Source organism: Allokutzneria sp. NRRL B-24872, from assembly GCF_002155965.1.
Lineage (GTDB): Bacteria > Actinomycetota > Actinomycetes > Mycobacteriales > Pseudonocardiaceae > Allokutzneria.
Genome location: NZ_MUMH01000138.1, coordinates 886 through 1701 on the forward strand (window position 1 = coordinate 886; position 816 = coordinate 1701).

Annotated in this window: 1 protein-coding gene; it reads left to right on the forward strand. The window is 68.3% G+C overall.

What is annotated here, in order from left to right; all coding sequences use genetic code 11:
- The first annotated feature begins 113 nt into the window (after positions 1-113).
- Positions 114-779, forward strand: coding sequence for an HNH endonuclease (locus CCN37_RS30755; RefSeq protein WP_210408288.1), 666 nt, complete (start codon positions 114-116; stop codon positions 777-779).
- Positions 780-816: the final 37 nt, after the last annotated feature.

Here is an 816-nt window from a genome sequence, read left to right on the forward strand (position 1 = left end):
GCAGGCGTGTCTTGCGCGCATTGGCCGATTCTTCATCGACACGTCATGAATCACACGTGCGCTCCGGGCCGGTTGTGTGGTCGACTAAGAACTGAACCGGTGGAGGTGGTCGCGTGCCAGACCGACAACCGACTACCAAGGGCGCACCCCTGCGGGTGGCGCCCCAGGTAAAGCCGTGTCCGACAGGGGTGGCGACAAGATCATCCCATGCCGAATCCGGCGATCTGCGTGGGGTCGACAAAGCCACCGCGGACGGTAAGCCGATCTGGGGCAGACGCAGGGTCCTGCTGCTCAACGCGACCTACGAACCGCTCACCGCGCTCCCGCTGCGCAGGGCGATCGTCCTGCTGATCTGCGGCAAGGCCGAGGTCGTCCACGGGGACCCCGCCGGTCTGGTGCTGCACTCCGCGAGCGAGGTCGTGCTGGTCCCATCGGTGATCCGGCTGAGCACCTTCGTGCGCGTCCCCTACCGGGGGCGCGTTCCCATGACGAGGGCCGCGCTGATGTACCGCGACCGCTACCGCTGCGCCTACTGCGGGGGCAGGGCCGAGACGATCGACCACGTGGTTCCGCGCAGCAGGGGCGGGCCGCACACGTGGGAGAACTGCGTCGCCTGCTGTGCCAAGTGCAACCACCGCAAGGCGGACAAGCAGCTGGCCGAGCTGGGCTGGAGGCTCCGAGTGGTTCCGCGCGCTCCGCGCGGTCGCTACTGGAGGCTGCTCGCGAGCATTTCTGAGGCGGACCCGCTGTGGCTGCCCTACCTCGACGAAGCGGCGTGAGGGGCTGTCTCAGCCCCGTCCGCCACGAGTGCTTCTG